The 26,428-nt window shown below is 66.6% G+C and carries 25 protein-coding genes; 18 read left to right on the top strand and 7 right to left on the bottom strand.

Annotated features, from left to right (window positions below):
* The first annotated feature begins 37 nt into the window (after positions 1-37).
* From cbbX to DYI42_RS09210, 5 genes are read left to right on the top strand one after another with little or no spacing between them, the layout of a single operon-like run.
* Complete coding sequence (cbbX, locus tag DYI42_RS09190; protein WP_213545637.1) at positions 38-973, top strand: CbbX protein; 936 nt, start codon at positions 38-40, stop codon at positions 971-973.
* Positions 970-1,665, top strand: coding sequence for a ribulose-phosphate 3-epimerase (gene rpe / locus DYI42_RS09195; RefSeq protein ID WP_213545638.1), 696 nt, complete (start codon positions 970-972; stop codon positions 1,663-1,665). The genes cbbX and rpe overlap by 4 nt, the downstream gene beginning before the upstream one ends.
* Positions 1,662-2,606 (top strand): MBL fold metallo-hydrolase, encoded by a 945-nt coding sequence (locus DYI42_RS09200; protein WP_213545639.1) that lies wholly within the window; start codon positions 1,662-1,664, stop codon positions 2,604-2,606. Before rpe ends, DYI42_RS09200 begins: the two co-directional genes overlap by 4 nt.
* 2 nt (positions 2,607-2,608) lie before the next feature.
* Positions 2,609-3,265: a phosphoglycolate phosphatase gene (gph, locus tag DYI42_RS09205; protein WP_213545640.1), complete on the top strand. Its 657-nt coding sequence runs from the start codon at positions 2,609-2,611 to the stop codon at positions 3,263-3,265.
* Positions 3,262-3,960: an HAD family hydrolase gene (locus DYI42_RS09210; RefSeq protein ID WP_213545641.1), complete on the top strand. Its 699-nt coding sequence runs from the start codon at positions 3,262-3,264 to the stop codon at positions 3,958-3,960. The genes gph and DYI42_RS09210 overlap by 4 nt, the downstream gene beginning before the upstream one ends.
* Here DYI42_RS09210 and DYI42_RS09215 read toward each other — a convergent pair.
* Entirely contained in the window at positions 3,917-5,833 is a 1,917-nt protein-coding gene (locus tag DYI42_RS09215; RefSeq protein WP_213545642.1) for a TRAP transporter permease, read from the bottom strand. The genes DYI42_RS09210 and DYI42_RS09215 overlap by 44 nt on opposite strands.
* Positions 5,834-5,909: 76 nt before the next feature.
* The gene (locus DYI42_RS09220; RefSeq protein WP_213545643.1) at positions 5,910-6,833 is read right to left on the bottom strand and encodes a TAXI family TRAP transporter solute-binding subunit; all 924 of its coding nucleotides are present in this window, start codon (positions 6,831-6,833) and stop codon (positions 5,910-5,912) included.
* 199 nt (positions 6,834-7,032) lie between these two features.
* Here DYI42_RS09220 and DYI42_RS09225 point away from each other — a divergent pair, with 199 nt between their 5' ends.
* On the top strand, positions 7,033-7,803 hold the full coding sequence (locus DYI42_RS09225; RefSeq protein ID WP_213545644.1) for an SDR family oxidoreductase: 771 nt from the start codon (positions 7,033-7,035) through the stop codon (positions 7,801-7,803).
* A 93-nt stretch (positions 7,804-7,896) separates the two neighbouring features.
* Here DYI42_RS09225 and DYI42_RS09230 read toward each other — a convergent pair whose 3' ends face one another.
* The 5 genes from DYI42_RS09230 to DYI42_RS09250 are packed head-to-tail and all read right to left on the bottom strand — an operon-like array spanning position 7,897 to position 11,926.
* Entirely contained in the window at positions 7,897-8,418 is a 522-nt protein-coding gene (locus DYI42_RS09230; RefSeq protein WP_213545645.1) for a DUF4123 domain-containing protein, read from the bottom strand.
* A 4-nt stretch (positions 8,419-8,422) separates the two neighbouring features.
* Positions 8,423-9,079, bottom strand: a complete 657-nt coding sequence (locus DYI42_RS09235) for a PAAR domain-containing protein (RefSeq protein WP_213545646.1) — start codon at positions 9,077-9,079, stop codon at positions 8,423-8,425.
* Complete coding sequence (locus tag DYI42_RS09240) at positions 9,076-10,023, bottom strand: DUF2931 family protein (RefSeq protein ID WP_213545647.1); 948 nt, start codon at positions 10,021-10,023, stop codon at positions 9,076-9,078. The genes DYI42_RS09235 and DYI42_RS09240 overlap by 4 nt, the downstream gene beginning before the upstream one ends.
* Complete coding sequence (locus tag DYI42_RS09245) at positions 10,020-11,537, bottom strand: T6SS phospholipase effector Tle1-like catalytic domain-containing protein (protein WP_213545648.1); 1,518 nt, start codon at positions 11,535-11,537, stop codon at positions 10,020-10,022. Before DYI42_RS09245 ends, DYI42_RS09240 begins: the two co-directional genes overlap by 4 nt.
* Entirely contained in the window at positions 11,534-11,926 is a 393-nt protein-coding gene (locus DYI42_RS09250) for a hypothetical protein (RefSeq protein WP_213545649.1), read from the bottom strand. The genes DYI42_RS09245 and DYI42_RS09250 overlap by 4 nt, the downstream gene beginning before the upstream one ends.
* 135 nt (positions 11,927-12,061) lie before the next feature.
* On the opposite strand from DYI42_RS09250, the gene DYI42_RS09255 reads away from it, so the two are divergent.
* The 12 genes from DYI42_RS09255 (at position 12,062) to DYI42_RS09310 (ending at position 26,327) form a co-directional block, all read left to right on the top strand.
* On the top strand, positions 12,062-13,120 hold the full coding sequence (locus DYI42_RS09255) for a dipeptidase (protein ID WP_213545650.1): 1,059 nt from the start codon (positions 12,062-12,064) through the stop codon (positions 13,118-13,120).
* Positions 13,121-13,179: 59 nt separating this feature from the next.
* A complete protein-coding gene (locus DYI42_RS09260) occupies positions 13,180-14,778 on the top strand; it encodes an ABC transporter substrate-binding protein (RefSeq protein WP_213545651.1) in 1,599 nt (532 codons plus the stop codon).
* Between the two features lie 12 nt (positions 14,779-14,790).
* Entirely contained in the window at positions 14,791-15,849 is a 1,059-nt protein-coding gene (locus DYI42_RS09265; RefSeq protein WP_213545652.1) for an ABC transporter permease, read from the top strand.
* Between the two features lie 64 nt (positions 15,850-15,913).
* Positions 15,914-16,846, top strand: a complete 933-nt coding sequence (locus DYI42_RS09270; protein ID WP_213545653.1) for an ABC transporter permease — start codon at positions 15,914-15,916, stop codon at positions 16,844-16,846.
* Positions 16,847-17,017: 171 nt separating this feature from the next.
* On the top strand, positions 17,018-17,875 hold the full coding sequence (locus DYI42_RS09275) for an ABC transporter ATP-binding protein (RefSeq protein ID WP_213545654.1): 858 nt from the start codon (positions 17,018-17,020) through the stop codon (positions 17,873-17,875).
* Positions 17,875-18,657, top strand: coding sequence for an ABC transporter ATP-binding protein (locus DYI42_RS09280; RefSeq protein WP_244867758.1), 783 nt, complete (start codon positions 17,875-17,877; stop codon positions 18,655-18,657). Before DYI42_RS09275 ends, DYI42_RS09280 begins: the two co-directional genes overlap by 1 nt.
* A gap of 225 nt (positions 18,658-18,882) precedes the next feature.
* The gene (locus DYI42_RS09285) at positions 18,883-19,467 is read left to right on the top strand and encodes an ANTAR domain-containing response regulator (RefSeq protein WP_213545655.1); all 585 of its coding nucleotides are present in this window, start codon (positions 18,883-18,885) and stop codon (positions 19,465-19,467) included.
* Positions 19,464-20,639 (top strand): ABC transporter substrate-binding protein, encoded by a 1,176-nt coding sequence (locus DYI42_RS09290; RefSeq protein WP_213545656.1) that lies wholly within the window; start codon positions 19,464-19,466, stop codon positions 20,637-20,639. Before DYI42_RS09285 ends, DYI42_RS09290 begins: the two co-directional genes overlap by 4 nt.
* Before the next feature lie 271 nt (positions 20,640-20,910).
* Positions 20,911-22,281 carry a CmpA/NrtA family ABC transporter substrate-binding protein gene (locus DYI42_RS09295; protein WP_213545657.1) on the top strand — a complete coding sequence of 457 codons (1,371 nt, stop codon included), beginning with the start codon at positions 20,911-20,913 and terminating at the stop codon, positions 22,279-22,281.
* Positions 22,282-22,519: 238 nt separating this feature from the next.
* On the top strand, positions 22,520-23,605 hold the full coding sequence (locus DYI42_RS09300; RefSeq protein WP_213545658.1) for an ABC transporter permease: 1,086 nt from the start codon (positions 22,520-22,522) through the stop codon (positions 23,603-23,605).
* Between the two features lie 5 nt (positions 23,606-23,610).
* Positions 23,611-25,302 carry an ABC transporter ATP-binding protein gene (locus DYI42_RS09305; protein WP_213545659.1) on the top strand — a complete coding sequence of 564 codons (1,692 nt, stop codon included), beginning with the start codon at positions 23,611-23,613 and terminating at the stop codon, positions 25,300-25,302.
* A 59-nt stretch (positions 25,303-25,361) separates the two neighbouring features.
* Entirely contained in the window at positions 25,362-26,327 is a 966-nt protein-coding gene (locus DYI42_RS09310; protein ID WP_244867760.1) for a GAF domain-containing protein, read from the top strand.
* Positions 26,328-26,428 lie beyond the last annotated feature (101 nt).

A 26,428-nucleotide genomic window follows, 5' to 3' on the forward strand; every position in this document is an offset into this window, starting at 1 on the left:
CTCCCCCGGCCCGGGCCCCCCAGCCCGGAGTGACCCCATGAGTGAAAAGCCAGAAACGCCAGAGCCCCCGCAAACCGTCGACCTTGCCGCCGCCTTCGAAGAGAGCGGCGTGCGGGAGGTGCTGCGCGAGCTGGATGAAACCATGATCGGCCTCGCCCCGGTGAAGCAGCGGATCAAGGAAACCGCCGCCCTGCTGCTGGTCGATCAGGCCCGCCGCCAGATGGGGTTGGCCACCGACACCCCCACGCTGCACATGAGCTTCACCGGCAACCCCGGCACCGGCAAAACCACCGTCGCGCTCAAGATGGCCGATCTGCTCCACCGTCTCGGCTACGTGCGCAAGGGCCACCTCGTCACCGTCACTCGCGATGACCTCGTGGGCCAATACATCGGCCACACCGCGCCCAAGACGAAAGAGGTGCTGAAGAAGGCCATGGGCGGCGTGCTCTTCATCGACGAGGCCTATTACCTCTACCGCCCGGAAAACGAGCGCGACTACGGGCAGGAGGCGATCGAAATCCTGCTTCAGGTGATGGAAAACAACCGCGACGATCTGGTGGTGATCCTCGCAGGTTACGCCGACCGGATGGACCGCTTCTTCGAGAGCAACCCCGGCTTTCGTTCCCGCATCGCCCATCACATCGAGTTTCCCGATTACACCGATGGCGAGCTTCTGGAGATTTCGCAGATCATGCTGGGCGAGCAGAATTACAGCTTCGATTCCAAGGCCGAGGCGGCGATGGCGGAGTATATCACCGCTCGCCGGGGCCAATCGCACTTCGCCAATGCCCGCTCGATCCGCAACGCGCTGGATCGCGCGCGACTACGGCAGGCCAACCGGCTCTTCTCCGAGGCAAAGGGTCCGCTTGACGCCGAGGCGCTCTCGACCATAACCGAGGCTGACATCCGCGCGAGCCGCGTCTTCAGGGGCGGGCTCGACCATGACCGCCCGCTCAAGGAGGCCGCCGAATGAGCTTTGACCGTTCCATCAAGATCGCCCCATCGATCCTTTCCGCCGATTTCGCCAACTTCGGGGCCGAGATCCGCGCCATCGAGGGGCAGGGGGCCGATTGGGTCCATGTCGATGTGATGGACGGCCATTTCGTGCCCAACCTCACCTTCGGCCCGCCGGCGGTGAAGGCCTTTCGCCCGCATGTGAAAACCTTCATGGATGTCCACCTGATGATCGCGCCGGTCGATCCCTACATCGAGGCCTATGCCGAGGCCGGGGCCGATATGATCGTGGCCCATTGGGAGGCCGGGCCGCACCCGCACCGCACGCTTCAGGCGATCAAGGCGCAGGGCGTGAAATGCGGCATCAGCCTCAACCCCGGCACCCCCGCCTCCGTCATCTCCGAGCTGCTCGACCTCGTCGACATGGTGCTGGTGATGAGCGTGAACCCCGGCTTTGGCGGGCAAAAGTTCATCCCCTCCAGCGTGGCCAAGGTGCGCGCGGTGCGCGAGATGATCGGCGACCGCGAGGTGCATATCCAGGTCGATGGCGGGGTTGATCCCACCACCGTCGGCCCGCTGGTGGAGGCCGGGGCCGATTGCTTCGTGGCCGGCTCGGCGGTGTTCAAGGGCGGCTCGGTCGATGCGCCCGAGGTTTACGGCGCCAACATCCGCGCCATCCGCGAGGCTGCCGAGGCGGCGCAGCGCGCATGAGCCGCCTTGCCGCCCTCCTCGCCCTCGCCGCCACCCCGGCGCTGGCCTCCGAGGACATCGCCGATAAGTATCCGCAGTCGGTGCTCTACGACAAACCTTACGAGGTGATCCCCGGCGTCTGGTCGGCCATCGGGGCCACAGCACCGCCCACCTATGAGAACGCGGGCCATAACAACAACCTCAGCTTCCTCGTCACCGGCGACGGGGTGATCGTTGTTAACGGCGGGGCCAACGCCAAGCTGGCAGAAGCCCTGCACGAAGAGATCAAGACCGTCACCGACCAGCCGGTGAAGCTGGTGATCAACGAGAACGGGCAGGGCCACGCCATGCTGGGCAACAGCTACTGGGCCGAACAGGGGGTGGATATCCTCGCCCATGTGGACGCCATCGAAGAGTTCCTCGACCGTGGCCCGCAGATCCTTGAGGGGATGCGGGGCTATGCCCGCGAAAATGCCGAGGGCACCGTGCTGGTGGAGCCAACGCAAACCTTCGAAGACCGCCACGAGATCGACATGGGCGATATGCACATCGTTGTCATGCACGCGGGCCCCGCCCATGGCGCGGGCGACACGCAGGTCTGGCTGCCCGAGCTTGGCATGATGATCGCGGGCGACATCGCCTTCAACAACCGGATGACGCCGATCTTCACCGACACCTGCACAAGCTGCTGGATCGAAACCTGGGAAACCGTCTTCGCCCCCCTTGGCGCGACCTACGTGATCCCCGGCCATGGCAACCCCACCAACATGGCGCAGGTCGAGAAGGATACCATCGGCTACCTGAAATACCTGCGCGGCGTGGTCGGCGCGCATCTGGAGGCGGGCGGTACCCTGGCCGACGCCTATTACGTCGACCAGGAGCCCTATCGCTACCTGGACACCTTCGACGAGCTGGCCACCAGGAACGCGGGCCAGGTCTTTACCGAAATGGAGTTCGAGTAATCATGGCCCGCATCGTCTTCGACCTCGACGGCACGCTGATCGACAGCGCGCCCGACATCCACGCCGGGGCCAACCAACTGCTGGAGGCCGAGGGGGCGGAGCCGATCACGCTGGCAGATACCCGGAGCTTCATCGGGCAGGGGGCCTCGGTTTTCATCGAAAAGATGCGCGCCGCGCGGGGCATTCCTGACAGCGAGCACGCCCGCCTGCTTGCCGCCTTTGTCGCCCTTTACGAAACCCTCGTCACCCGCACCGAGATTTATCCCGGCGTGGTCGCGGCGCTGGAGGCGCTTGCGGCGGAGGGGCACAGCCTTGGGATCTGCACCAACAAGCCGCTCGTGCCCTGCAAGGCGGTGCTGAACCACCTCGATCTCACCCGCTTCTTCGGGGTGATCCTCGGCGGTGACAGCCTGCCCACCCACAAGCCCGACCCGGCCCCGCTGGAGGCCGCCTTTGCGGCGCTGGGCGACGGCCCCGAGATTTACGTGGGCGACAGCGAGGTGGATGCAGAAACCGCTCGCCGCGCCTGCGTGCCCTTCCTGCTCTTCACCGAGGGCTACCGGAAGACGGAGGTTGAGGCGCTGCCCCACACCGCCGCCTTCTCCGACTTCGCCGATCTTGGCGCGCTGGTCCGGCGGCTGGTCGCGCGGGCCGCATGAGCCTCGCCGCGCTCATCTTCGACGTGGACGGCACGCTGGCCGAAACCGAAGAGGCGCATCGCGAGGCCTTCAACGACACCTTTGCGGAGGCGGGCCTTGGCTGGCACTGGAGCCGCGCGGATTACACCCGCCTGCTGCGCACCACCGGCGGCAAGGAGCGCATGGCGCGGCACCGTGAGGAGATCGGTGCTTCAGGCCCGACTGACGCCGAGATCGCCGCGCTGCACAAACGCAAGACGGCCCGCTACGGCGAGATCCTCGCCGCTGGCGGCCTCGCGCTGCGCCCCGGCGTGGCCGACCTCATCGAAACAGCCCGCGCCAGCGGCCTGCGCCTCGCCGTCGCCACCACCACCAACCGCCCCAACGTCGATGCGCTCTGCGCCGCCTGCTGGGGCCGCCCGGCGGGGGAGGTCTTCGAGGTGATCGCGGCGGGGGATGAGGTGGCGGCCAAGAAGCCTGCGCCCGATGTGTTTCTGCTGGCGCTGGAGCGGCTCGGCCTGCCCGCCTCCGCCTGTCTCGCTTTCGAAGACAGCCGCAACGGCCTCGCCTCCGCCCTTGCGGCGAGTCTGGCCTGCGTGGTCACGCCTTCGCTCTACACCGCGCGGGAGCGCTTTGAAGGCGCGGCGCTGACCCTGCCCAGCCTCGAAGGGCTCACCCCGGACGCGCTGCCGCAGGTGCCCGCCGCAGCACAATGACGAGCGCGCCCAGCAGCGCCAGCCCGGTCGCCTCCGCCCCAAGGCTCACCGCCCCGCCCACAGGCATCACCAGCGCCACAGTCTGAAGCGCGGCGACGGCCACGAAGCCCGCGCGGGTGCCTGCCGTCAGCGGCCTTATCATCCAGCCTGTCAGCGCCGTGCCCGCCGCGAAGGTGCCCGCGAAGGCCGCCACCGTGGCCAGAGCGATGTTCACCGGCGTCCCGATCAGCAGCAGCTCCGGCGCATAGACGAAGAGGAAGGGTGCGACGACCTTCACAAAGCCCAGCCGGATGCTTTCTATCGCCGTCTCGTTCGGCTCCGCCCCGGCAATCGAGGCCCCCGCATAGGCCGCCAGCGCCACCGGCGGGGTGATGGCCGAGAGCAGCCCGTAGTAGAAGATGAACATATGCGCCGCGATCACCGGCAGGCCGAATTGCTCCAGCGCGGGGGCGATCAGGATGGCGAGCAGCAGGTAGGCCGCCGAGGTCGGCATGCCGAGCCCCAGCACGAAGCTGGCAACCATGGTCAGCACCAGCGTCAGAAACAGCGAGCCTGCCCCGGCGGTGAGGATCAGCGAGGAGAGTTTCAGCGCCATGCCGGTGAGGGTGAGCACGCCAATGAGCATTCCAGCGATGGCAACGGCGGCGACGATCGGCAGCACGTTCTTCACCGTTTCCATCATCACCGCGACGAGGCCCACCGGCCCGATCCGGGTGGCCTTGCCGAAGAGCGAGACAACGAGCGTGGTTAAGATGCAGAGCACGGCGGCGGCAGAGGGGGTGTAGCCAACGGCGAGGAAAACGATGAGGCCCACGAGAGGAATGAGCAGGTGGCCGCGCTTCAGCAGCACCTCGCGCAGCGCCGGGATCTCGGCAGGGTCGGCGCGGCCCAGGTCGAACTTGCCCGCCTCCTCCCGCACGCCCACCAGCAGGGCGAAGACGTAGAGCAGCGCCGGGATCAGTGCGGCGGCGGCGATCACGGCATAGGGCGTCTGGGTGACCTCGGCCATCAGGAAGGCCGCCGCGCCCATGACGGGGGGCATGATCTGCCCGGCAGAAGAGGCCGCCGCCTCGATCGCCCCCGCCACCTTGGGCCGGTATCCCGTGCGTTTCATCAGCGGAATGGTGAAGGTGCCGGTGGTGACAACGCCCGCCACCGCCGAGCCGTTGATCGAAGAGAACATGGTGGAGGAGACAACGGCGGTGAGCGCCGGCCCGCCCTGCACCCGCCCCGTCGCGGCATGGGCCAGGTCGACGAAGACCTGCCCCAGCCCGGTCTTCAGCAGCAACGTGCCGAGCAGGGAGAACAGCAGGATATATTGCACCGCCACCCCCATCGGCAGGCCGAACAGCCCCTCGGTGCGCAGGAAGAGGTTGGAGGTGACGCGCGAGAGAGAATAGCCCGCGTGGCCGTAGGTGCCTGGGATCATGTCGCCGAAAAACGCATAGGCCAGCGCCAGCACGCCAAGGCCGACCATGACCCAGCCGATCAGGTAGCGCGCGAGCACCAGCACGGCTGCGGTGCAAATGGTGAAAAGCGCCATGTCGAGCTGGCTGGCGATGCCGCCCGAGCGAACGATGGCGAGGTAATTGATCCAGAGATAGGGGCCGGGGATGAGCACCCCGGCGGCGAGTGCGTAGAGGCCGGGCCGCAACCATCCGGGCCGCTCGGTGGCGACCACGACGAGCCCGGCGGCGACCATCAGCGAAAAGAAGGTGGAGCGCAGCACCAGCGCGGTGATCGAGCCATACCAGGCCGACCAGATGCAAAGCGCGGTGACGGCGATGGATAGCGCGGCCAGCGCGGCGGTTGCTGCGAGGCGTTCCCAGCGGGGCAGGGCGCTGCCGGGGAGAATATCGGTGAGTGGAGTCATTGTGGGTATCCTGCCGCTTGGCGCGAAGGGCGCGCAGGCGGATGGGGCGGGGCCGCGTCAGCCCCGCCAGAGAGGCTTATTGCCCGTCGAAATAGGTCTGCGCGCCGGGGTGCAGATCAATCGGCGTGGCGGTGGCCCGCTCCATGCTGATCTTCTTCGCCGCCGGATGCACCGCACCCAGCTCTTCGAGGTTGTCAAAGAGCGTGGCGGTGATGCTTTCGATCAGCGCCGGGTCGGCATCGGCGGCGGCAAAGAGGATTGCCGGGTCGCCGACGGCCACAACGGCCTCGGATTCGCCCTCATAGGTGCCGCCGGGGATTTCGACGACCTCGTAAAACGGGAACTCTTCAATCAGCCCGATCACGTCATCGGCCACCACGGGCACCAGCTTCACGTCTTCTGTGGTGAAGAGCTCGATGAAGGCCGAGGCCGGGGTGCCCGCAAGGATCATCGAGCCCTCAAGCTGCCCGTTCTTGATCGCCCCGGTGGCCTCGCCATAGCTCAGAAAGCTGACGTTGCCGACGTTGAAGGCCCCCTGCGAGGTCAGCAGCCGCTCGGAAAAGACCGAAGAGTTGGAGCCCGGGGGGCCGATGGAGATTTTCAGGTCGGCCAGGTCTTTCACCCCGGCGGCTCCGCTCGCCTCGGTGGCGGCGATCTGAAGCAAGGCAGGGTAGAGATAGGCGATGGCCGCCACGTTCTGGGCGTCGCCGTCAAAGGCGCCGCTGCCGCTCTTGGCCTCGTATAGCGTGGAGGCAGAGGAGAAGCCGATGGTCATCTCGCCGGCCGAAACCCGGCGGATGTTCTCGATCGAGGCACCCGTCACCTCGGCATTGGCGCTCACCCCGTCGAGCTTGCGCGTCAGCAGGTCTGCCATGCCTGCGCCCACGGCGTAAAACACGCCGCCGGTGCCGCCGGTGCCGATGGAAACCCGCTCCTGCGCGGATGCCGCGAAGGCGGATGCACCGATGAGTGCGGCCGCGAGGCCGATGTGTTTGATCATGATGACCCTCCCGTCATACGTGTTCAGCCGGAACCGCCCTGCGGGCGCCGGATGGCGCAAGCTAGGCAGAAACCTGCTGCAAGCATCCAATACAAATCGCGGTCAGGCTATTCAAAAAGCCGAAAAGCCGCCCCGCCTCCAGCGCTCTGGCCCTCCCGCGCCGTGGCCCCTAAGGTCGCGCCAAACCAGCGGAGGCCCCATGACACAGACACATGCCAACACCCACGCCCTCATTATCGGCGGCACCCAGGGGCTGGGGCGCGCCATCGCCGAGCGCCTTGTGGCCGAGGGCTGCACCAACCTCGTCATCGCGTCGCGCAACGTGCCGCGCGGCGAGGCGGTGGCCGAGGCGATCGGCGCAACCTTCATGCCCGTCGACCTGCTCGACACCGCCGCAACCGTGGAGCTGGTCGAAAAGGCCGCCGCCCACATGGGACGGCTGGATGCGCTGGTGAACTCGGCGGCCCTGACCGACCGGGGCACCGTGCTCGACACCACCCCCGAGCTTTGGGACAGGCTGATGACGGCCAACGCCCGCTCGCCCTATTTCGCCCTCCAGCGCATGGCGCAGCTCGCCATCGAGGCGGGCCACCCGGCGGCGATCCTCAACATTCTCTCCATCGTCGTCCACGGCGGGCAATCGTTCCTGTCGCCCTATGCCGCCTCCAAGGCGCTCATGGTCAATGTCACCAAGAATGCCGCCAGCACCCTGCGCCACCACCGCATCCGGGTGAACGGCCTGAACATCGGCTGGATGGACACGCCGGGCGAAGACGAGATCCAGCGCAAGTATCACGACGGCGGCGATGACTGGCTGGAGAAGGCCGAGGCGAAAATGCCCTTCGGCCAGCTGGTCAAACCCGCCCATGTCGCGCCCCTTGCCAGCTATCTCCTCAGCGAGAACGCGGGCGTCATGACCGGCGCCTGCATCGACTTCGACCAGCAGGTGCCCGGCATGTATCCGGAGTAGAGGGCCGGTTGGGGGGCTGCTCTTCGGCCCTTGGGGTCCTCCTCGCAGCTGCGATGAGGGGCCGAAGCGCCCCGAAGAGCTGCCGTGAAGGGCCTACCCCGGCGCCGAGCCCATCGCCCGCGCCGCGAGTGCGGCCTGCCGCTCCGGGGTCACCGCCTGATGGCGCAGCCGCCCCTTGCCGTCGCGCAGAAAGCGGATCGTCGCGCCGGTGTCGGGATCGGGCGCCCAGAAGTCGGTGATCCGGGCAAACCACGGGCCAATGTCCTCATCCGCCGCCGCCCGCATCATCGGCACAAACACACGTGGGTCATAGTAGCGAAACAGCACCGCCTTGCCGGTGGGCAGCACCACCTGCTGGCATTTGCGCAGGCTGTGGCGCACCTCGCGCATCGGAGCCGGGGAGTAGCAGGCGATGCCCCAGAAGTCTCCCCAACCGACCGACTGGAAGGCCTGCTTGAAGGGGGTGCCGGGCCGGATCGGCACGATCCAGGGCGCGGCGGCGGCCAGCGCCGGGTCGATCCGGCCGCCGAAGAGCGAGCGCGCCTCGGGCTCGGTCTGCACCAGCGGCCAGATCTGCGGCGCGCGGGCGGCGTCCACGAGGGCATAGCGCGCCATGACCTCAGCCCTCCGCCCCGCCGCCGGGGGCCTCCGCGCCATAGGCGCTCATGTGGTCGCCCTCGTCCTGCTGGCGCTCCTTCTCGGCCTCCTCGCGCTGCCGGTCCTGCGTCCGGCCCGCCTCGCAGCAGGCCTCGACGAAGGGCACGCCGCTTTCGGCGGCCTCGCGCAGCCGCTCGGCCTGCGCCGCCACCTCCGACATCGAGGCGGCATCAGATACGCCCTCGGGCACCATGCAGACCATCCCGCTCTCGCCGCTCTCGAGGCTGCCTGTATGGAACCACTGGCCCACCTGGTTCATCACCCACTGCCCGAAGGCGGCCAGCCCGCCCATGCCGCCGCCCGCTGCGCCGCTGGTGCCGATCAGCACGTTCATCGCGCCGGTAGTGATGACCCCGCCGTGCAGCGTGCTGTCGCCCATCCGGGCGGCGGGCATGTTGCCGATGTGCACGTTGAACGCCCCGCTCAGCACGAGGTCGGGCACGCCCGCGCAGGTGCACATGTCGGTCACCCGCGCGGCGGGCGACATCGCCACCAGAACATTGGGCTGCCCGCTCACCACCGGCCCGCCGACATGGGCCACCGGCGGCAGGAAGGGCCCGGGCGGCAGCACCAGCGGGCAGGTGTGAAAATCCATGATCCTTGCAGCAGGCTGGCTCATTGCCGAAACACCTCCACCTTGCAGTTCTCCAGCGGCAGCGCGATCTGACTGTCGCGCAGCGTGACCGCCGCATCGTGGAACCTGTCCGAAATCTCCACCTCCAGCGCGATCCGCCCCAGATCGGCGGGGCGGGCCTCGGCGAAGCGCGAAAACGCTTCGAAGCTCTCCTGCGGGTCGAAAGTGACATGGGCAATCCGCACCTCTCCACCCGCTGTTTCCCACGACGCCCGGAGAGCCAGTGGGGCTGCGCGGTCGGGCCACGGATCTTCCCAATCCGGCGCGGCGTAAATCTCGCGCTCGCCGTTCAGGCTGTCGATCCAGAGGTGACGATGCGTGCCGGGGCAGAACACGGACGGCGTCCAGCCAAACCGCCGCCGCCAGCGGCCCCACTGGCCCAGCGGCACCTTGGCCCCCATCACCGCCGCGCGGCGCGCCTCGGGCAGCGCCCGTGCCCAGCCATCGCGGCAATATCCGGCCAGATCCACCCCCGGCTCTTCCTGCGCCCAGTCCAGCGGCTCCGGCGCGGCCTGAAACCCCATGACCGACCGGGTGAAGGCGCCGTCGGTGAGCCAGACAACAACATCGCCGCCCGGTGCCATGCCGACCGCAAGCTTTGTCCACGCCCCGCGCCGGCCCTCCACCGGGTCGTCGATGCCCTGCGCGAAGAGCCGCGCCAACCGCGAGCGCGGCAGGCTGAAGCTGCCGCCGTAATGCACCCCCTCCGCCAGCGACAGCCACGACAGCTCAACCCGCTCCGGCAGGGGCTTGTCCGGATCGCCGGTCAGCAGGGTCGATCCCACCGCCCCCCAGCCATTGGCCACCGTCCGCCGCAGCGGCAGCGCCAGCCCGCGCGCCTCGCCCTCGGGGAACACGCCGAAATAGGTCAGCTCGGCGGGATAATCGCGTGGCGCGCATTCCGTCGGCAGCCATGCATGGCGGCTCATGCGCCCTCTCCCGCGTCATCCTCGGGCAGGCACTGCTCTTCGCTCCAGTCGATCTGCGCGGGCTCCGGGCCGTCCATCGGGCCGTTCGCGCCGATGTAGCGGCGCCAGCGCTTGGCCAGCCGCGCCCCTTCTGTCACCCAGTAGGGCCGCATCACGAACTCCATATCGTAGTTGGCCGACATGTGCAGATAGGTGTTGCGCAGCCAGCCCGCGCGATAGTCGTCCCACTCGATCCACTGGTCGGGCGTCGAGGCCCCGCCGCCCTCGGTGGCCCGGCAATGATCCATCAGGATGCCGTAGAGCCATGTGAGATCCGGGTGGATGCGGTAGCGGCGCTGGCTCAGTTTCGAGGTGTCGTAAACCACCCCGTGCTCCTGCGCGAAGGTCGCCATCAGCTGCATCGGCAGCCGCCCGTAGTAGCCATAAACGCGCTTGCGGTGCACCTTTGTCACCACGCCGCCGCCGTGCAGCACGATCTGGCCGGGCTTGTACCAGCCGCTCTCGATGAGCCAGTTCCTGTCTTCGACCCGGGCCGCCGCCCCGTTGAACAGCCAGTTGCGGGTGGAAAACGCGATGCTCTTTTCCTCCGCCACCTCGTTGTAGCCGCCGCCGACGTCCGAATGCGCCCCCGGCAGAAATGCCTCGAAGCCGGTGGTCTGGCCCTTGTCGATCGGATTCAGGGCAAAGCCGTAGCGATATTCCTCCGCTGCGGCGAGATGCACGCAATAGGTGGCGTGGCGCGTCGATCCGAGGCCAAGCTGCTGCCAGTCGTTATCCTGGTTGAGCGTGCCGAGCGCCGCCACGGTGTCGAACAGCCCCATGAACTCGATCTTGAAAGACCCGGTGATATCGCCCAGCCGCGCCTCCAGCGGCGCCTTGCCCTCCCGCGCCTCCCAGATGAAGTTGCGCGCGGCGGCCGCGCCCCGGCTGAAGCCGAAGGCGTCAATCTGCAATCGGCTGATCTCGCTCGCGCCGCTCGATTTGTACCTGGCCCGTGCCTGGTTCACCAACTCGGTGTAGCCCCACTGCACCTTCGCGCGGACGCCGGGCAGGGTGTAGCCGAACCTCGGGTGCCAGCCGCTGCCGCCCCCCGCCGAAGAGATCGGATCATCCGCGCCGCCCGTGCGCGTGCCGATCCCCTCGATGTAAATCGGAATGTCGTCGTCCACGCCCTCATAGGGCAGGTAAAGGTTGTGCAGCAGCGCCACGTTCGACAAGTCCGACTGGTAGCTGTCGCTCCAGTCGCTGGTGTCCTCGCCGCGCTTGCGCGCCTCCTTGCCCTCGGTGACGTTATACCTGTTGTTGCCCGTACCATCGAAGTAGAGCCCCGCCCGCAGGGTGATCGGCCTGGGCTGGGGCTCCAGCGGCAAGGCGCACTCCTGCACCGGCAGCGCGCTCACCTCGCCCGCGTTCGGGTCGTCGGTGCTGTAATCCTCGTCCGGCGGGCTGATGCTGGAGCTGCCGCCGGTGTAGTCGATGCCTTCGAAGAAGTCCTCGCTCATCGTGTCGGTCATCGCGCGGCCCTCCGGGCCGGCAGGTCATCGCGCAGCGTCACAAGCTCCGGCACCTCGCCCGTCAGCACCGCGCGCGTCAGGCGCATCACGCGTTCGTCCTCGGAAAACCCGGCGCGGCGCAACAGGTGCGCCTGCCAGCGGGGCAGGGGGATGGCAAAGCCGGTGCGCCGGTGCAGCACCATCAGCTTCTGCACGTTGATCTCGGCAAATACCCGGTGGCGCACCGCGAACTGGCTGATCCGGTCGATGTAGCCGCGCAGCGCATCCTCGCTCTCCCGTCCCGCCGTATCGGAAAAGGTCTGCCGCAGAAAGGGCAGGCTCTTCTGAACGAACCTCTCGTAGGAGGCGGCAGACAGGCCGGAAAGCTGTGCATCGGACAATCGAAACATGAGTGTGCCTTAAATCAATGGCTTGAGCCTACGCGGCAAGGGCCAGGTGCCGCAAGTGACTTACCCTGTCATGACTGCCCCCTTGCGCCCGATGCTTGACGGTGTCAGGCTTTCCCGAAAACCAGGTGATATCCCATGACAAGCTGGCCCGGCCCCCGCATCTTCGACGGACATAACGACACGCTGCTGCGAATCCTGCGCGGCCAGATCACGCCCGAGGACGTGGCCCAGGGCCTGCCCGACGGCCATATCGACCTGCCCCGCGCAAGGGCGGGCGGCTTCGGCGGCGGCTTCTTTGCCATCTTCGTGCCCAGCCCCGCCGACAAGGCGGTGCGCTACGAGGTGATGGAGCATCCGCCCTACGATCTGCCCCTGCCAGACCCGATCCCCCAGCCCGAGGCGTGGGATTTCGTGATGCGCGGCTTCGAGGCGCTCACCGGGCTGGAGCAGGCCGGGGCGATCACGCTTTGCCGCACCGCGGGCGAGATCGAAGAGGCCCTGAAGGGCGACACCATGGCCGCCGTTGCCCATATCGAGGGCGCCGAGGCCGTGAGCGAAAGCTGCGTCGAGCTGGAAGAGCTGCATGCCATGGGCCTGCGCTCGCTCGGCCCCGTGTGGTCGCGGCCCACGGTCTTCGGCGAGGGCGTGCCGTTTCGCTACCCCTCCACCGGTGACATCGGTGGCGGGCTGACCGAGGCGGGAAAGCGCCTTGTCGCCGAGTGCAACCGGCTGAAGATCATGCTCGATCTGAGCCACTTGAACGAGCAAGGGGTGGATGACATCGCCGCGCTGTCAGATGCGCCGCTGGTGGCCACCCACTCCAACGCTCATGCCGTCACGCCGCACTCGCGCAACCTCACCGAGCGCCAGCTTGAGCAGATCGCCGAGAGCGGCGGCATGGTCGGCATCAACTACGCCTCAGCCTTCCTGCGGCCCGACGGAAAGATGCTGGCGGAGTTTTCGCTTGACCTCATGATGCGTCACCTTGACCATCTGATAAAATTTCTCGGCGAGGACGGCGTGGGCTTCGGCTCCGATTTCGACGGCGCGCTCGTTCCCGAAGAGATCAAGGATTGTGCAGGGCTGGTCAATCTCAGGGCCGCATTGCGCAAACACGGGGTGGACGATGCACTGATGAACAAGTTGGCCCACGGTAACTGGTTGCGCGTGTTGCGCGCCACGTGGGGAAAGTAGCGCCATCCATAATGAGGCGGCAGGCAAATGACCGCATCAACAACAGGGAGTTCCAAACCATGAAACATCGCAACTTGCTGCGAACAACAGCCATCGTGGCCGCGCTGATGGGCGGGGTGGCCGCCCCGGTGATGGCCGAGACGCCGCCCAACATGCTGGTGATCGCCAACCGGATCGACGACATCAAGACCTTCGACCCGGCAGAGAGCTTCGAGTTCGCCGGCGCCGACGTGTCGCGCAACGTCTACCAGAAGCTTGTCAACTTCGACCCGATGGACCTCGACGCAGGCTACCAGCCCGACATCGCCGAGAGCTGGGAAGTGGCCGAGGACGGAAAGTCGATCACCTTCACCATCGCCGAGGGCAACACCTTCTCCTCCGGCAATCCGGTGCGCGCCGAAGACGTGGTCTTCTCGCTGACCCGTGCCGTGAAGCTCGACAAGACGCCCTCCTTCATCCTCACCCAGTTCGGCTTCACCCCCGACAACGTGGACGAGATGATCACCGCCGACGGCAACACGGTGACGATCAAGCTCGACAAGGAATACGCCGTTTCCTTCGTGCTCAACTGCCTGACTGCCACCATCGGCGGCATCGTCGACATGGAAACCGCCATGGCCAACGAGGTTGACGGCGACATGGGCAACGAGTGGCTGCGCACCAACACCGCCGGCTCCGGCCCCTACAAGGTGATGGAGTGGAAGCCGAACGAAAGCGTCCTGATGGACCTCAACCCCAACTTCGCCGGTGAAAAGCCCGCGATGGAACGGGTGATCGTGCAGCACATCCAGGAAAGCGCCACCCAGCGCCTTCAGCTTGAGCGCGGCGACATCGACGTGGCCCGCAACCTCTCGCCCGAAGACGTAGCCGGGCTTGAGGGTGTCGAGGGCGTGAAGATCGTCGACGAACTGCGCGGACGGCTGATGTATTTCTCGGCCAACCAGAAGAACGAGATGCTCTCGGACCCGAAGGTGCTCGAGGCGCTCAAGCTGGCGACCGACTACGAGGGCATGGCGAACAGCTTCCTCAAAGGCCAGTATACCGTGCATCAGGCCTTCCTGCCGCTGACCTTCCTCGGCGCGCTGGAAGACAAGCCCTTCTCCTACGACATGGACGCCGCCAAGGCCGCGCTGGCTGAGTCGGGCCACCCCGATTGCGGACCGATCAAGATTTCGGTGCGGGAGGCGCAGGAGCGGCTCGACATCGCCCAGTCGCTCCAGAACACATGGGGCCAGCTTGGTTGCGACATCGAGCTTGTCGTCGGCACCGGCGCCCAGACGCTGGATCGCTACCGCGCGCGCGAGCACGATATCTACCTCGGCGCATGGGGCCCGGATTATCCCGACCCCAACACCAACGCGGGCACCTTCGCCTACAACCCCGACAACTCCGACGAGGCAGGGGCCACCGGCCTGCTGGCCTGGCGGAATGCCTGGGACGCGGGCCCGATGAGCGACGCCACCCTCGCCGCGGTTCAGGAGAACGACACCGACGCCCGGCGCGAGATGTATTTGGAGATCCAGAAGGAGCACCAGCAGGTTTCGCCCTTCGGCGTGATGTTCCAGCAGATCGAGCAGAACGGCATGGGTGCAAGCGTCGAAAACTTCGTCGCCGGTGGGGCAACCACCGCTGTCTCCTACTGGGTCATCACCAAGTAAGTGCCCCTGTAAGTGTCAGAGATTTCACAAACCCGGGACGGCCAGCAGGGCCTGGCCGTCCCCCCTTGGCTCAAGAAGCTGGTCGCCACCCTGCTGACGGTGGCGGTCACCTTGTTGGGCCTCCTCTTCGTGACCTTCATGATCGGTCGCGTCATGCCGATCGACCCGGTTCTGGCCGTCATCGGCGAGCGGGCGACACAGGCGCAATACGATGCGGCCTTCAAGGAGTTGGGCCTCGACAAGAGCCTGCTGGAGCAGTTCCTCATCTACGTCCGCGATGTGCTCTCGGGCGATTTCGGCAAATCCATCCGCACCGGTCAGGAGGTGACAACCGACATCGCCCGCGTCTTCCCCGCCACGCTGGAACTGGCGACGCTGGGCACGGTGATCGGCATCGTGCTGGGCGTGCCGCTGGGCGTGATGGCCGCCGTCTACCGGGGCTCGTGGATCGACCAGCTGGCCCGTTTCGTGGGCCTCATCGGCTACTCCATGCCGATCTTCTGGCTCGGCCTCGTGGGCCTGCTGATCTTCTACGGCATATTGGACTGGGTCGAAGGCCCGGGGCGCCTCGGGGTGTTCTACCAGGGCCTCGTGCCCGAGCGGACAGGGCTGTTGCTGGTGGACAGCGCCATCGCGGGGGACTGGACGGTGTTCAAGAATGCCTTCGGCCACATCATCCTGCCCGCCTCGCTGCTGGGGTATTATTCGCTGGCCTACATCAGCCGGATGACCCGCAGCTTCATGCTGGAACAGCTCAACTCGGAGTATGTGACGACCGCGCGGGTGAAGGGCCTCAGTGAGCGCAAGGTGATCTGGCGCCATGCCTTCCGCAACATCCGCATCCAGCTCATCACCGTGATCGCGCTGGCCTATGCCAACCTGCTGGAGGGCTCGGTGCTGACCGAGATCATCTTCGCCTGGCCGGGGCTCGGCAGCTACATCACCACCTCGCTGCTGGCCAATGACATGAACTCGGTGCTCGGCGGCACGGTGGTGATCGGCACCATCTTCGTGGCGCTCAACATCTTCTCCGATCTGCTCTACCGCGTCTTCGACCCGAGGGCGAAATGAGGGCGGCGCAGCTCATCGGGGTCTTGCCTCACGGCGCGACCCCTCTTCGCAGCCGGGAGGGCGCATGACCGAACTTCCGAACCCCCAGCCCAAGCCCGGCTGGCGCGAATGGCTTCTGACCGATGCCCCCGCCTCGCGCGGGCAGGCGCGGGCGGCGGCGTGGTATGCTGGCTGGCTCGCCCTGCGCGGCAACACGCTGGCCATGTTCGGCCTGCTGGTTCTGCTCTTTCTGATCCTCTGTGCCCTCTTCGCGCCGCTGCTCGCCAGCCAGGACCCCTTCGTGCAAGACCTCGGCGCGCGCCTGCTGCCGCCGGGCAGCGAAGGCTACATCTTCGGCACCGACAGCCTGGGCCGTGATATCTATTCCCGCCTGCTCTACGGCGCGCGCATCTCGCTTTATATCGTGGCGCTGGTGGCGCTGGTGGCCCCGCTGCTGGGCCTCATCATCGGCACCATCGCGGGCTACGCGGGCGGCTGGGTGGACGTGGTGCTGATGCGCTTCACCGACATTTTCCTCGCCTTCCCCCGGCTGATCCTCGCGCTGGCCTTCGTGGCGGCGCTGGGCGCAGGCATCGAGAACGCGGTGCTCGCCATCTCGCTCACCGCCTGGCCGCCCTATGCGCGGATCGCCCGGGCCGAAACGCTGACGATCCGCAACTCCGACTACATCCACGCGATCCGCCTGCAAGGGGCGGGGCCGGTGCGGATCATCACCCGCCACGTCTGGCCGCTCTGCATCTCGTCGCTGGTCATCCGCGTCACGCTCGACATGGCCGGAATCATCCTCACCGCCGCCGGCCTCGGCTTCCTCGGCCTCGGCGCGCAGCCGCCCTCGCCGGAATGGGGGGCGATGGTGTCGGAGGGGCGCAAGTACATTCTCGATCACTGGTGGGTGGCGACCATCCCTGGGCTGGCGATCTTCGCCATCAGCCTCGCCTTCAACCTGCTGGGCGACGGGCTGCGCGATGTGCTGGATCCGAAGGAGAGCAAGTCGTGACGCACAGAGATGAGGGCAGCGCCCGCACCGCACGGGGCGGCCCGAATGGCAGACCAACGGCCCCAAAGTCCCCGACGCCTGCGCATGGCACCTTCCTCGCCAAAAGCGCCCGCCCCGTGGGGGGGCGGTGCGGGCGCTGCCCGGCGTGCCGCCGGGCAGGAGGCATCTGTTATGTCTGACACCCTGCTCGACGTCGAAAACCTCTGGGTGAAGTTCCCCACCCGCAACGGCATCTTCGATGCGGTGCGCGGCATCTCCTTTTCCCTCGGGCGCGAGCGGCTCGGCATCGTGGGCGAAAGCGGCTCGGGCAAGTCGATGACCGGGCGCGCGGTGCTCAAGCTCATCCGCAAGCCCGGCTTCGTGGAGGCCGACCGGATGGTGATGGGCGGGACCGACCTGCTCACCGCGACCGAGAAGGACATGCGCGCCATCCGGGGCCGCCACGCCGCGATGATCATGCAGGACCCGAAGTTTTCGCTGAACCCGGTGATGACCGTGGAGCAGCAGATGGTCGAGGCCCTGACCACCCATGAGAAGGTGAGCAAGCGCGAGGCCCGCACCCGCGCGCTGGAAATGCTCGACGCGGTGGCGATCCGCGAGCCAGAGCGGGTGCTGAAGCTCTATCCCCACGAGGTCTCCGGCGGCATGGGCCAGCGGATCATGATCGCGATGATGCTGATCCCCGATCCAGAGATCCTCATCGCCGACGAGCCCACCTCGGCGCTGGATGTCTCGGTGCAGCTTCAGGTGCTGGAGATCATGGACAAGCTGGTGAAAGACCGGGGCATGGGGCTGATCTTCATCAGCCACGATCTCAACCTCGTGGCCAATTTCTGCGACCGGGTGGCGGTGATGTATGCCGGGCGGATCGTGGAGGTCTGCGAGGCGGGCAAGTTGCACGAGGCGCAGCACCCCTACACCCGCGGCCTGCTCAATGCCGTGCCCGACCTCGAACATCCCCGCGAGCGTCTGGAGGTGCTGGAGCGTGACCCGGCCTGGCGGGAGACACCTTCGGTGAGTGCAAGGTGATGGCAAACGAGATGAACGCAGACCGGACAGGCGCTATCGACATCCACGACCTTCATGTGTGGTTCGGCGTCGGCGCGGCGCGCAACATGGCGGTGAAAGGGGTGAATCTCACGGTCGACGCAGGCCAGAGCTATGGTCTCGTGGGCGAAAGCGGCTCGGGCAAATCCACCGTGCTGCGCGCCATCGCCGGGCTGGTCGAAAGCTGGGATGGCACCATTGCCGTGGGGGGCGAAACCCTGAAGCAACGCGGGCGCTCCAAGGCCTTCTACAAGACCGTGCAGATGGTCTTCCAAGACCCCTACGCCTCGCTCCACCCGCGCCACACGGTTGACCGGGTGCTGGGCGAGACCCTGCAACTCCACGGCTTCTCCGATATCGACGCCCGCATCGCCCGCCTGCTCGACTCGGTCGGTCTCGGCGGCGGTTTCCGCTTTCGCTACCCGCACCAGCTTTCGGGCGGCCAGCGCCAGCGCGTCGCCATCGCCCGCGCCCTCGCGCCCGAGCCGCGCATCCTGCTGCTGGACGAGCCGACCTCGGCGCTGGACGTGAGCGTGCAGGCCGAAATCCTCAACCTGCTCAGCGACCTGCGCAGCGAGATGGGGCTGACCTACCTGATGGTCAGCCACGACCTGGGCGTTGTGGGCCACATGTGCGAGCAGATCGCGGTGATGCAGCAGGGCGAGATCGTGGAAGAGCTGGGCGTGGCCGAAATGCGCAGGCTCCAGGCCAACCACCCCTACACCCAACACCTGCTGGACAGCTCGCTGGGTGCGATCCGCTAGAGGATCGGGCCGCACGCGGGCGGCCCCTGCGGGATTGAGTATTTGCAGCAAGAAAATGCAGCAGGATGCGCTCCGTTTCTGCGGGCGCACAAATATCAGGCAGCGCGCCCGAGGATTGCGCAGGGCCGAAGCGCGGGGACTTGAGGCACACATCAGGCCTCGCCACCGCTTGCTGGCCGCTGCGCTGCAGCATAGGCATGGGCGGCCAAACCGGATTGCCTATAGATGTCGGACAAGCTCTCCATCATCGTGGTCGAAGCCGACCGCGAACGTGCCCTTCTCATCGTCGACAGCCTGCGCGATGCGGGTGACTTCGATGTCACCGTGATCTCCGAGGTCACCGGCCTCTCCCGCCGCATTTCCGAATTGAACCCCGATGTCGTGCTCGTCGATGTCACCTCGCCCTCGCGCGACATGCTCGAAGAGCTCACGCTGGCCTCCGGCCCGATGGACAGGCCGGTGGCGCTTTTCGTGGATCGGGACGAGGGCGGGCTGACCCGCGCGGCGATCGAGGCGGGGGTGTCGGCCTATGTGGTCGACGGGCTGCGCCGCGACCGGATCAAGCCGATCATGGATGCTGCCATTGCCCGCTTCCACATGTTCAGCCAGATGCGCGCCGAACTGGCGGCCACCCGGCAGGCGCTGGAGGAGCGCAAGATCATCGACCGCGCCAAGGGACTGCTGATGAAGGCCAAGGGGCTGGATGAAGACGCCGCCTATGCCCTGCTGCGCAAGACGGCGATGGACCAGGGCGTGAAGCTGGCCGATGTGGCGCAAAGCCTGGTGACGGCGGCGGGGCTGCTCTCATGAGCGCGCCGCTTGTCGCGGGGTTCATCCCGCTGGTCGATGCCGCGCCGCTGGTGATTGCCCGCGAGATTGGCTTTGCCGAGGAGGAAGGGCTGGCGCTGGAGCTGCGGCCCGCCGCCTCCTGGGCCACGCTGCGCGACATGGTTTCGCTGGGGCAGGTCGAGGCCGCCCACATGCTCGCCCCGGTGCCGGTGGCCATGGCGCTGGGGCTGGGCGGCGGCGGTGCCCGGCTCGACGTGCTCCAGGTGCTCTCGGTCAACGGCAATGCCATCGGCGTCTCCACCGCGCTGGCCGACATCATGCGCGAGGCGGGCCACCCCTTCGACTTCGCCGATCCGGTCGCGGCTGGCCAGGCGCTTCTGGCCGCCAAGCCCGAGGGCCTGCGCATCGGCGTGCCCTTCCCGTTTTCCGGCCATGCGGAGCTGCTCTATCACTGGCTCGGCGCGCTGGGCGCCGCCGTGCCGCAGGCGCTCTCGGTGCACACCGTTCCGCCCCCGCTGATGGCCCAGGCGCTCGCGGCGGGCGAGGTGGAGGCCTTCTGCGTCGGCGCGCCCTGGGGCACGCTGGCGGTGGAGAGCGGGGCAGGGGAGCTGCTGCTGCCCGGCACCGCCATCCGCCGCTTCTCGCCCGAGAAGGTGCTGGCCGCGCGCCACGACTGGGCCGAGGCCGAGCCGGAGCTGGCGGGGCGGCTGATGCGGGCGATCTGGCGGGCGAACCGCTGGCTGGGGCAGGGGCAAAACCTCACCACCGCCTCCGAGATCCTCGCCCGCAAGCCCTACCTCGACACACCCGCCGAGCTGATCGAGCGGGCGCTCTCGGGGAAGCTCATCGTGACCCAGAAGGGCGAGATGCGCACGGTGCCGCGCTACGTCACGTTCTTCGAGGGGGCGGCCACCTTCCCCTGGCGTTCCACCGGCGCGCTCATCGCCGACCGGATTGCCGCGCGCACCGGGCTCGACAGGCCCGCCGCCCGGGCCGAGGGCGCGCGCGTGTTCCGCTCAGATCTCTACCGCCAGCACCTCGCCCGCACCACCGCCGACATGCCCGGCGCCTCCGAGCGGATCGAGGGCGCGCTCACCGAAGACACCCCCGTCGCCTCCCCCTCGGGCCGACTCACCCTTCCGGCGGACTCGTTCTTCGATGGCTTCATTTTTGACCCTTCCGGCGAAGAGTGACGCGAAAATAGGCAGAAACCAACGGGTTTCGCCGCGAAGGCTCATGCTGCACCGCGGAAATTAGGAACATCTTGACCCTGTGCGCAGGCTTGGGCATCTAGGCGGCAGATGAGGCAAGGGCGTCTCATCCGAAGAATTCACCCTCGAAGATGCGGGTAACCCGAGCACAGCCGCTCGACCCATTGCGCCTCAAACGCGCGATGACGGTCAGCGGCTTTTTTGTTGTTTCCGGGGCTTCGAACAGCCCTCAATCCAAAGGACGACCCTAAAGATGAAACACCTCTTCGGAATCGTTGCCACCACGGCGACCCTTCTGACCGGCACCGCCTTCGCCCAGTCCCTGGAGCTGGAAAAGGACGAGCTGACATTCGGCTTCATCAAGCTCACCGACATGGCGCCGCTCGCCGTTGCCTACGAACAGGGCTACTTCCTCGACGAGGGCCTCTTCGTCACGCTTGAAGCCCAGGCGAACTGGAAGGTGCTGCTGGATGGCGTCATCGGCGGCCAGCTTGACGGCGCCCACATGCTCGCAGGTCAGCCGCTGGCGGCCACCATCGGCTTCGGCACCGAGGCCCATATCATCACCCCCTTCTCGATGGACCTGAACGGCAACGGCATCACCGTGTCCAACGAGATCTGGGAGCAGATGAAGCCGAACATCCCCACCATGGAAGACGGTCGCCCGCAGCATCCGATCAGCGCCGAGGCTCTCGCCCCGGTGGTTGAAAAATACAAATCCGAGGGCAAGCCCTTCAACATGGGCATGGTCTTCCCGGTCTCCACCCACAACTACGAGCTGCGCTACTGGCTCGCCGCAGGCGGGCTGCACCCGGGCTACTACTCGCCGGAAAACATCTCGGGCCAGATCGGGGCCGATGTGCTGCTTTCGGTGACGCCCCCGCCGCAGATGCCCGCCACGCTGGAGGCCGGCACCATCTATGGCTACTGCGTGGGCGAGCCGTGGAACCAGGCCGCCGTGTTCAAAGGTATCGGCGTGCCGGTGATCACCGACTACGAACTGTGGAAGAACAACCCCGAGAAGGTCTTCGGCATCACCGCCGCCTTCGCGGAGGAGAACCCCAACACCACCAAGGCCGTGGTGAAGGCGTTGATCCGCGCGGCGATCTGGCTGGATGAGAACGACAACGCCAACCGGATGGAAGCCGTGGAGATGCTCGCCAGGCCCGAATACGTGGGCGCGGACGCCGAGGTGATCGCCAACTCGATGACCGGCACCTTCGAGTACGAAAAGGGCGACGTGCGCGAAGTGCCCGACTTCAACGTGTTCTTCCGCTACAACGCGACCTACCCGTTCTACTCCGACGCCGTGTGGTACCTCACCCAGATGCGCCGCTGGGGGCAGATCCCCGAGGCCAAGAGCGATGAGTGGTATGCCGAGACGGCCGCCTCGGTCTACCGCCCCGACATCTACCTCGAAGCCGCGCGGCTGCTGGTGGATGAAGGGCTGGCGAACGAGGCCGACTTCCCCTGGGACAGCGACGGCTACAAGGCGCCGACCCCCGCCGCCGACGTCATCGACGGCATCCCCTACGACGGCAAAGCCCCCAACGCCTACCTCGACAGCCTGCCGATTGGCCTGAAGGCCGAGCAGAAGATCGTCGGCAACGAGGTGCAGGGCTGAGGCCCGGATGGCGGGTGACGCTCGCGCTGCCGCGCATCGCCCCACCCGCCATCCCGCAACACCGCACGTCCCCGCCCGATTGGGTGCGTGCAGCCCGTTAACCCGGTCGGACGGCTGAATTCTCGTCTGCATGGGTTCTGCATGGGATGTGCATCGAATGTGCATCTGAAGTTTTCATCGTTAACCCGGCCACAACGGCGTGGCTTCAGCAAAAACGCACACATCTGAGAGATCTCGAATGACCGCAATCGACCCTCAATCGCTGGACGCCGACGCCGCCAAGGAGGCCCGCCGCGCCCGCCTCTTCACCCGGATCAACAAGGCCGACAAATGGTTCTCCGTGCTTGGCCTGGCCTGGATCACGCCGATGCTGAAGGCCGCCGCCGGCGACAACCCGAAGGCGCAAGCCTCTGAAATCTGGCGGCTTCTCGGTGTGCCCCTGCTCGCCATCGCCATCTTCCTCGCGGCATGGGGCGCGCTTGCGCCCCGTGTGCAAACCTCGCTCGGCGCGGTGCCCGGCCCGGCGGAGGTGTGGCATGAGGCGGTGCTGCTGCATGAGGATGCGCAGGCCAAGGCGGCCAAACAGGCGAAATTCGAAACGATGGTGGCCAAGCGCAATGAAAAGCTGATCGCCGAGGGTAAGGAAGATCAAGTCAAATCAATCGCTTACACCGGCTCGCCCAGCTACTACCAGCAAATATGGACCTCGATCAAAACGGTGTTCTTCGGCTTCCTGATCGCCACCGTCGTCGCCGTCCCCCTCGGCATCGCCGCCGGCCTCTCAAGCACCGCCAACGCGGCGCTTAACCCCTTGATCCAAATCTTCAAACCCGTCTCCCCGCTGGCCTGGCTGCCGATCGTCACCATGATCGTCTCGGCGCTCTACGCCACCAATGACGGGCTCTTTTCCAAGTCCTTCCTGATCTCGGCCATCACCGTCACCCTCTGCTCGCTCTGGCCGACGCTGATCAACACATCTCTCGGGGTCGCCAGCATCGACAAGGACTTGGTCAATGTCTCCAAGGTGTTGAAAATGAACACCTATACCAAGATCACCAAGCTGGTGCTGCCCTCCGCCCTGCCGCTCATCTTCACCGGTCTGCGGCTTTCGCTGGGGGTGGGCTGGATGGTGCTGATCGCTGCCGAGATGCTGGCGCAGAACCCGGGGCTGGGCAAATTCGTCTGGGACGAGTTCCAGAACGGCTCTTCCAGCAGCCTCGCCAAGATCATGGTCGCCGTCTTCACCATCGGCATCATCGGCTTCCTGCTGGATCGGGTGATGTATGCCCTCCAGTCCCTCTTCACCTTCTCCAACAACCGGTGATCCCCATGGCCATCCTGAAATTGCAAGACGTTTCAAAGAGCTACGGCGAGGGGATTCATGAAACCCCGGTGCTGCAAAACATCGACCTCGAGGTGGAGGAAGGCGAATTCCTGGTGCTCCTTGGCTTCTCCGGTTCGGGCAAAACGACCCTCATCAACCTGCTCGCCGGGCTGGATGCGCCCACCAAGGGCCGCGTCACCTACAAGGACAAGGAGATCACCGAGCCTTCGCCCGAACGCGGGGTGATCTTCCAGAGCTATTCGCTCATGCCCTGGCTCACCGTGGCGGGCAATGTGGGGCTGGCGGTGGATACGGTGTTCCCCGGTCTCTCCAAGGCGGAGAAGGCGGAGAAGGTGGCGCATTACGTGCAGATGGTGGGCCTTTCGCACGCCACCACGCGCCGCCCGGCGGAGCTTTCGGGGGGCATGCGCCAGCGGGTCAACGTGGCGCGGGCGCTGGCGATGAAGCCCGAAGTTCTGCTGTTGGATGAACCCCTTAGCGCGCTCGATGCGCTCACCCGGGCCAACCTCGCCGACGAGATCGAGGCGATCTGGCAGGAAGAAAAGCAGACCTGCGTGCTCATCACCAATGATGTGGACGAGGCGATCATCCTTGCGGACCGTATCATCGCGCTCAACCCCGACGGCACGCTGGGCGAAGAGTTCAAGGTGAGCATCCCGCGCCCCCGCGAGCGGGGCGAGATGAACCATGACGACACGTTCAAGAAGCTGCGCGCGCAGGTCACGAACTACCTGATGGACGTGGGCATCGAGGCCAAGGCCGAGGGCGTGCGCAACCTGCCCAGCGTCACCCCGATCCACGGGTTGCCGGCGGCGCAGGCCAAGGCGCAGGAGGGGCTGATCGATGAGCGCTTCCTCGATTTCTCCCAGCTCCACAAGGTTTATCCCACGCCGAAGGGTCCGTTAACGGTTGTTGAAGATTTCAACCTCAAGATGGACCGTGGCGAATTCATCTCGCTCATCGGCCACTCGGGCTGCGGCAAATCCACCGTGCTCACCATGGCCGCCGGGCTGAACGAGATCAGCAAGGGCGCGATCAAGCTCGATGGCCGCCACGTGATGGGCGCCGATCCCGAGCGGGCGGTGGTGTTCCAGTCGCCCAACCTTTTCCCGTGGCTCACCGCGCGGGAAAACTGCGCCATTGGTGTCGACAAGGTCTATCCCAACGCCTCCCAGGCCGAACGGCAGGAGGTGGTGGAATACTACCTTGAGCGTGTCGGCCTCGCCGACGCGATGGACCGTGGCGCGGCAGATATGTCCAACGGCATGAAGCAGCGCGTCGGCATCGCCCGCGCCTTCGCTCTCTCTCCCAAACTTCTCCTGCTCGATGAACCCTTCGGCATGCTCGACAGCCTCACCCGCTGGGAGCTGCAGGAGGTGCTGATGGAGGTCTGGGACCGCACGAAGGTCACCGCGATCTGCGTCACCCATGACGTCGACGAGGCGATCCTGCTGGCCGACCGGGTGGTGATGATGACCAACGGGCCGCAGGCGACTATTGGCAAGATCGTTGATGTGGACCTGCCTCGCCCGCGCAGCCGCAAGGCCCTTCTGGAACATCCGGATTACTACCTCTATCGCGAGCAAGTTCTTAATTTCCTTGAGGAATATGAGCATGGCGCGAAGGGCAAGACTGAACAGAAAAGCGAGGCGTCCGGCGCGAAGAAGGCGGCCTGAACGGGCTGGCTATCCGCAGGGCAGTCACAGGGATCACGGGCGGACGCAGGAGCGCGCCCATGCAGTTGAAAGGAGACGGCATCATGGATGTCGCAGTTGATACCCCGGCCAAGACCTTCATCCAGGTCGCCGAAATCTGGGTGCCAGAGGGCGAGACGCTGGTGCACGGCGGAGGCAGCTACGGCGACCTCGGGGCGTTCGAAGCCGCCTCCCGGCGCGAGAGTTTCGCCAAGGGCGAGGGCCTGCCGGGCAAGGCCTGGGCCGAGGCGCGCCCGGTTGTGCTGAAGGGCTTTGACGGCAGCTATTTCAAGCGCACCGAGGCCGCCACAGAGGCCGGGCTGACCACGGCGGTGGCGATCCCGGTTTTTGCGGGCAAGGCGCTGAAGGCGGTGCTCGTGGTGCTCTGCGGAGACGACGCAAACCGCACCGGCGCCATCGAGATCTGGCGCGAGGCCGACGGGCTGCTGATGCTGGATGATGGCTACTATGGCGCCGCGAAGCACTTTGAATGGGTTTCCCAGCACACCCATTTCCCGGCGGGGCAGGGGCTTCCCGGCGGGGTCTGGGCCTCTGAAACGCCGATGCTGATGCGCGATCTTGGCTCCGGCTACCGCTTCATCCGGGCCGACAGCGCGGGCAAGGCGGGGCTGACGACCGGCCTCGGCGTGCCCATTCCCGTTCCCGGCGAAAACACTTTCGTGCTCACGCTGCTCAGCGCGCGCGGCACCCCCATCGCCCGCCGGTTCGAGCTGTGGGATGCCCGCGCGGCCAAGGTCGGCAAAGACGGCGGCGCGGCGCTGGTGGATGGCATCTGCGCCCGCGAAGGCGCGCTTTGGGATCCGGAGAACGCGGGCAACGAGCGCCGCGCGGAGGCCTGGCAGGGCAGCATCGGCAAGGTGCTGGGCTCTGGCCTGCCGGTGGTGGAAAGCGGCAAGCCGGGCCTCGCGGCTGGCTATTCCTCGATGGTCGCGCTGCCGATCTATCTCGGCGGCGAACTGGCGCACATCGTCGCCTGGTACGTGTGAGGCCGCGCCCATGATCCAGTTTGTCTTCGACCTCTTCGTTCTTCCGCAGCCCGTGCCCCAACCGGTGCACGTGGCGCGCGTAACCCCCTGTAAAGGAGGCA

It is taken from the genome of Vannielia litorea (assembly GCF_018424695.1).
Taxonomy (GTDB): Bacteria; Pseudomonadota; Alphaproteobacteria; order Rhodobacterales; family Rhodobacteraceae; genus Vannielia; species Vannielia litorea_A.

Excerpts from the sequence above, each read along its gene's own strand:
- rpe (WP_213545638.1), top strand. The coding sequence starts at position 970 with ATGAGCTTTGACCGTTCCATCAAGATCGCCCCATCGATCCTTTCCGCC.
- DYI42_RS09310 (WP_244867760.1), top strand. The coding sequence starts at position 25,362 with ATGCAGTTGAAAGGAGACGGCATCATGGATGTCGCAGTTGATACCCCG.
- DYI42_RS09305 (WP_213545659.1), top strand. The coding sequence starts at position 23,611 with ATGGCCATCCTGAAATTGCAAGACGTTTCAAAGAGCTACGGCGAGGGG.
- DYI42_RS09220 (WP_213545643.1), bottom strand. The coding sequence starts at position 6,833 with ATGATCAAACACATCGGCCTCGCGGCCGCACTCATCGGTGCATCCGCC.
- DYI42_RS09200 (WP_213545639.1), top strand. The coding sequence starts at position 1,662 with ATGAGCCGCCTTGCCGCCCTCCTCGCCCTCGCCGCCACCCCGGCGCTG.
- DYI42_RS09245 (WP_213545648.1), bottom strand. The coding sequence starts at position 11,537 with ATGACCGACACGATGAGCGAGGACTTCTTCGAAGGCATCGACTACACC.
- cbbX (WP_213545637.1), top strand. The coding sequence starts at position 38 with ATGAGTGAAAAGCCAGAAACGCCAGAGCCCCCGCAAACCGTCGACCTT.
- DYI42_RS09260 (WP_213545651.1), top strand. The coding sequence starts at position 13,180 with ATGAAACATCGCAACTTGCTGCGAACAACAGCCATCGTGGCCGCGCTG.
- DYI42_RS09270 (WP_213545653.1), top strand. The coding sequence starts at position 15,914 with ATGACCGAACTTCCGAACCCCCAGCCCAAGCCCGGCTGGCGCGAATGG.
- DYI42_RS09280 (WP_244867758.1), top strand. The coding sequence starts at position 17,875 with ATGGCAAACGAGATGAACGCAGACCGGACAGGCGCTATCGACATCCAC.
- DYI42_RS09300 (WP_213545658.1), top strand. The coding sequence starts at position 22,520 with ATGACCGCAATCGACCCTCAATCGCTGGACGCCGACGCCGCCAAGGAG.
- DYI42_RS09295 (WP_213545657.1), top strand. The coding sequence starts at position 20,911 with ATGAAACACCTCTTCGGAATCGTTGCCACCACGGCGACCCTTCTGACC.
- DYI42_RS09255 (WP_213545650.1), top strand. The coding sequence starts at position 12,062 with ATGACAAGCTGGCCCGGCCCCCGCATCTTCGACGGACATAACGACACG.
- DYI42_RS09230 (WP_213545645.1), bottom strand. The coding sequence starts at position 8,418 with ATGGCGCGCTATGCCCTCGTGGACGCCGCCCGCGCGCCGCAGATCTGG.
- DYI42_RS09240 (WP_213545647.1), bottom strand. The coding sequence starts at position 10,023 with ATGAGCCGCCATGCATGGCTGCCGACGGAATGCGCGCCACGCGATTAT.
- DYI42_RS09215 (WP_213545642.1), bottom strand. The coding sequence starts at position 5,833 with ATGACTCCACTCACCGATATTCTCCCCGGCAGCGCCCTGCCCCGCTGG.
- DYI42_RS09275 (WP_213545654.1), top strand. The coding sequence starts at position 17,018 with ATGTCTGACACCCTGCTCGACGTCGAAAACCTCTGGGTGAAGTTCCCC.
- DYI42_RS09210 (WP_213545641.1), top strand. The coding sequence starts at position 3,262 with ATGAGCCTCGCCGCGCTCATCTTCGACGTGGACGGCACGCTGGCCGAA.
- gph (WP_213545640.1), top strand. The coding sequence starts at position 2,609 with ATGGCCCGCATCGTCTTCGACCTCGACGGCACGCTGATCGACAGCGCG.
- DYI42_RS09290 (WP_213545656.1), top strand. The coding sequence starts at position 19,464 with ATGAGCGCGCCGCTTGTCGCGGGGTTCATCCCGCTGGTCGATGCCGCG.
- DYI42_RS09250 (WP_213545649.1), bottom strand. The coding sequence starts at position 11,926 with ATGTTTCGATTGTCCGATGCACAGCTTTCCGGCCTGTCTGCCGCCTCC.
- DYI42_RS09225 (WP_213545644.1), top strand. The coding sequence starts at position 7,033 with ATGACACAGACACATGCCAACACCCACGCCCTCATTATCGGCGGCACC.
- DYI42_RS09235 (WP_213545646.1), bottom strand. The coding sequence starts at position 9,079 with ATGAGCCAGCCTGCTGCAAGGATCATGGATTTTCACACCTGCCCGCTG.
- DYI42_RS09285 (WP_213545655.1), top strand. The coding sequence starts at position 18,883 with ATGTCGGACAAGCTCTCCATCATCGTGGTCGAAGCCGACCGCGAACGT.